The 3,710-nt window shown below is 71.7% G+C and carries 3 protein-coding genes; 1 reads left to right on the top strand and 2 read right to left on the bottom strand.

What is annotated here, in order from left to right:
* The first annotated feature begins 67 nt into the window (after nt 1–67).
* Nucleotides 68–2,803, top strand: coding sequence for a preprotein translocase subunit SecA (gene secA / locus HMPREF3105_RS08745; RefSeq protein WP_070709271.1), 2,736 nt, complete (start codon nt 68–70; stop codon nt 2,801–2,803).
* A gap of 87 nt (nt 2,804–2,890) precedes the next feature.
* Here secA and HMPREF3105_RS08740 read toward each other — a convergent pair whose 3' ends face one another.
* A complete protein-coding gene (locus tag HMPREF3105_RS08740) occupies nt 2,891–3,403 on the bottom strand; it encodes an Rv3235 family protein (RefSeq protein WP_063189509.1) in 513 nt (170 codons plus the stop codon).
* Nucleotides 3,404–3,453: 50 nt separating this feature from the next.
* Nucleotides 3,454–3,710: LysM peptidoglycan-binding domain-containing protein (locus HMPREF3105_RS08735; protein WP_371441110.1), on the bottom strand; the 257-nt coding region annotated here is incomplete at its 5' end.

Raw genomic sequence — 3,710 nt, 5'->3', positions numbered from 1 at the left:
GCGCCACGGCCGAGCGCGAGGGGCATCCCGTCCCGCCCCGGCCACACCGCAAGGGAGCAGAGAACCAGTGCCTTCGATCATCGACCGCGTCCTGAAGATCTCGGACAACCGCGTCCTCAAGCGCATGCAGGCCACGGTGGACGCCGTGAACCTCCTCGAGGACGACTTCCGGGCACTCAGCGATGCGGAGCTGCGTGCCGAGACGGATGCGCTCCGGGCCCGGCATGCGGACGGCGAGTCGTTGGACCTGCTCCTGCCGGAGGCGTTCGCCGCGGTCCGGGAGGCCGCGGGACGCACGCTCGGCCAGCGGCACTACGACGTCCAGCTGCTCGGCGGCATCGCGCTGCACCAGGGCAACATCGCGGAGATGAAGACCGGCGAGGGCAAGACCCTCGTGGCCACCGCCCCGGCCTACCTCAACGCGCTGTCCGGCAGGGGCGTGCACGTGGTGACGGTCAACGACTTCCTCGCCTCCTACCAGGCCGACCTCATGGGCCGCGTGTTCCGCTTCCTCGGCATGCAGACGGGCGTCATCGTGGCGGGCCAGACCCCGGCCGTACGCCGCGAGCAGTACGCCGCGGACATCACCTACGGCACGAACAACGAGTTCGGCTTCGACTTCCTCCGGGACAACATGGCCTGGTCCCTCGACGAGCTCGTGCAGCGTGAGCACCACTACGCGATCGTCGACGAGGTGGACTCGATCCTCATCGACGAGGCCCGCACCCCGCTGATCATCTCCGGCCCCGCCCAGGGAGAGGCCAACCGGTGGTACGGCGAGTTCGCCCGGTTGGTGCGCCGCCTCGAGGCGGACACGGACTACGAGGTGGACCACAAGAAGCGCACCGTCGGCATCCTCGGCCCCGGCATCGAGAAGGTCGAGGACCACCTCGGCATCACGAACCTGTACGAGACGCAGAACACCACGCTCATCCAGTTCCTGAACAACGCGGTCAAGGCCAAGGAGCTGTTCAAGCGGGACAAGGACTACGTGGTCCTCGACGGCGAGGTGCAGATCGTCGACGAGCACACGGGCCGCGTGCTCAAGGGACGCCGCTACAACGAGGGGCTCCACCAGGCCATCGAGGCCAAGGAGGGCGTGGAGGTCAAGCCCGAGAACCAGACGCTGGCCACGGTGACCCTGCAGAACTACTTCCGCGGCTACGAGAAGCTCGCCGGCATGACGGGCACCGCCGAGACGGAGGCCGCCGAGTTCACGTCGACCTACGGCCTCGGCGTCGTCGTGATCCCGCCGAACCGGGAGCCACAGCGTGTGGACCGCAACGACGTGGTGTACAAGAACGAGAAGGTCAAGTTCGACGCCGTCGTCGACGACATCGCCGAGCGGCACGCGAAGGGCCAGCCGGTCCTGGTGGGCACCACCTCCGTGGAGAAGTCCGAGTACCTCTCCACGCTGCTGGCCAAGCGCGGCATCCGCCACGAGGTCCTGAACGCGAAGAACCACGCCCGCGAGGCCGCCATCGTGGCGCAGGCGGGCCGCCCGGGCGCCGTCACCGTGGCCACCAACATGGCCGGCCGCGGCACCGACATCATGCTCGGCGGCAACGCCGAGTTCACGGCGGTGGCCCGCATGCAGGAACTGGGCCTCGACGCCGCCGAGGACCCGGAGGCGTACGAGGCCCGCTGGCCCGAGGTGCTGGCGGAGGCCGAGGCCGCCGTGGAGGACGCGCACCGCGCGGTCATCGAGGCCGGCGGCCTGTACGTGGTGGGCACCGAGCGCCACGACTCGCGCCGCATCGACAACCAGCTGCGCGGTCGTTCCGGCCGTCAGGGCGACCCGGGCGAGTCCCGGTTCTACCTCTCCCTCACGGACGAGCTCATGCGCAACTTCAACCCGGGCGTGGCCCAGCGGATCATGAACAGCCCGTCGATCCCGGACGACATGGCGCTCGAGTTCGGCTTCGTCTCGAAGGCGATCCAGAATGCGCAGGCGCAGGTCGAGGGGCGCAACGCCGAGCAGCGCAAGAACGTGCTCAAGTACGACGACGTGATGAACCGCCAGCGCGAGGCCATCTACACGGACCGCCGTTCCATCCTCGAGGGGGAGGACCTACAGGACCGGGTGCGCCGCTTCGTGGAGGACGCCGTCGGGAACATCGTGGACGCGGCCACCGAGGAGGGCCACGCCACCGACTGGGACCTCGACCAGCTGTGGCGGGACCTGGCAGAGCTCTACCCCGTGGGCATCTCGCAGGAGGACGTCCTCGACGAGGTCGGCGGCCGGGGCCGGCTCACGGCCGAGGTCCTGAAGCGCGAACTCGTCTCCGATGCGCTCCTGGCGTACGAGGACCGGGAGGCGCAGGTGGGATCCGAGGCGCTGCGGGAGGCGGAGCGTCGCGTGGTGCTCGCCACCATCGGGCGCCACTGGCAGGAGCATCTCTACGAGATGGACTACCTCAAGGAGGGCATCGGGCTGCGCGCGATGGCCCAGCGCGAGCCCCTCGTGGAGTACCAGCGCGAGGGCTACACGATGTTCCAGAACATGCTCGCCGCCATCCGTGAGGACGCCGTGCGCACGCTGTTCCAGGCGCAGATCAGTGCGGCCCCCGCGCCGACGTCGCTGCCCGGCGTCAAGGATGCCCGCGCCGTGACGATGGCCCCGCAGATCTCGGTGGAGGGCATCGACGCCCCGCAGCAGCCTGCGCAGCTGCGTTTCACCGGTCCGTCCGAGGACGGGCAGAGCGCGGTCACCCGCAGCGGCACGGACTCCGGCGCCACGGTCGCGGCGGGCACGAACCGCCGCTCCCGCCGTCAGGCGGAGCGCCGCGGCCGCCGCGGCTGACCGGCATCCCGCCACGACGCAGCACGAGGGCCCGCAGACCTCCAGGTCTCCGGGCCCTCGATCGTCAGTCCGACGGGGCGATCCGGCTCAGCCGATCTCGACCGACGTCACCTTCCACCGGCTGAGCCGCCGCTCGAGTCGGAGCGCGAAGGCCCGGGCCCGGCCCTCCCACAGCACCGTCGCGCTGGCCTCCACCCGGCCGGGCGCGACCTCGCACACGCGGGCACCCACCGGGCGGGGTGCGGACGCGGGCGTCCGGGGCGGGACGGCCGCGGAGGGCCGTCGACCGGGCCCGGTCGGCGCGACGGCGCCCAGCAGCTCCATGCGACGGGTCAACTTGTCCAGGACCTCGGGCGAGAGCCAGGCGGAGAGGTCCCGCAGGGCACGGCGGCCCGTCTCGACCTCGACGCAGGCGACGGCGATCACGGCGGCGAGCGAGCGGACGCGGCGCAGCTCCTCGCGCCCCTGTTCGGTGCGGGCCCGCCGGGCGATCTCCTCACCGCGGGGCAGGACCGCGGGGCTGTGGGCGGGTCCGTGGAGGAGGGTGTCGGCGGTGCGCCGGGCGGACGCGGTGCGGGGGCGGGTGGCAAGGGCGGTCATGGCGGTCTCCTGAGGACGAGGCGAAGTGGGGGAGTGCAGGGTCGTGGATGTCATGGCCGTGGTCCGTCCACGCCGGCGTGCGGGGCGAACACAGGGGAGGTCAGCACGGTGCCGGGCAGCAGCAGGTGTGGATCGTCGCCGATCACCCGCCGGTTGGCCTCGTACCAGCGGCGCCACCGGGCGTCGATCTCTCGGGGGGTCGCGTCCGGGCCGAGCTCGGCGGCGGCGAGGTGCCACAGGCAGTCGCCGCGCCGGACGGTGACGGTGGGGTGGTCCGGATCCGCACGGCCGGTGCCGGCGCCCGGCG

The sequence above is a fragment of the Micrococcus sp. HMSC31B01 genome (assembly GCF_001816085.1).
In the GTDB taxonomy this organism is placed as follows: domain Bacteria; phylum Actinomycetota; class Actinomycetes; order Actinomycetales; family Micrococcaceae; genus Micrococcus; species Micrococcus luteus.
Note: the sequence above shows the minus strand (reverse complement) of the source record. Positions and strands in the feature narration are given on the sequence as shown.

Excerpts from the sequence above, each read along its gene's own strand:
- HMPREF3105_RS08740 (WP_063189509.1), bottom strand. The coding sequence starts at position 3,403 with ATGACCGCCCTTGCCACCCGCCCCCGCACCGCGTCCGCCCGGCGCACC.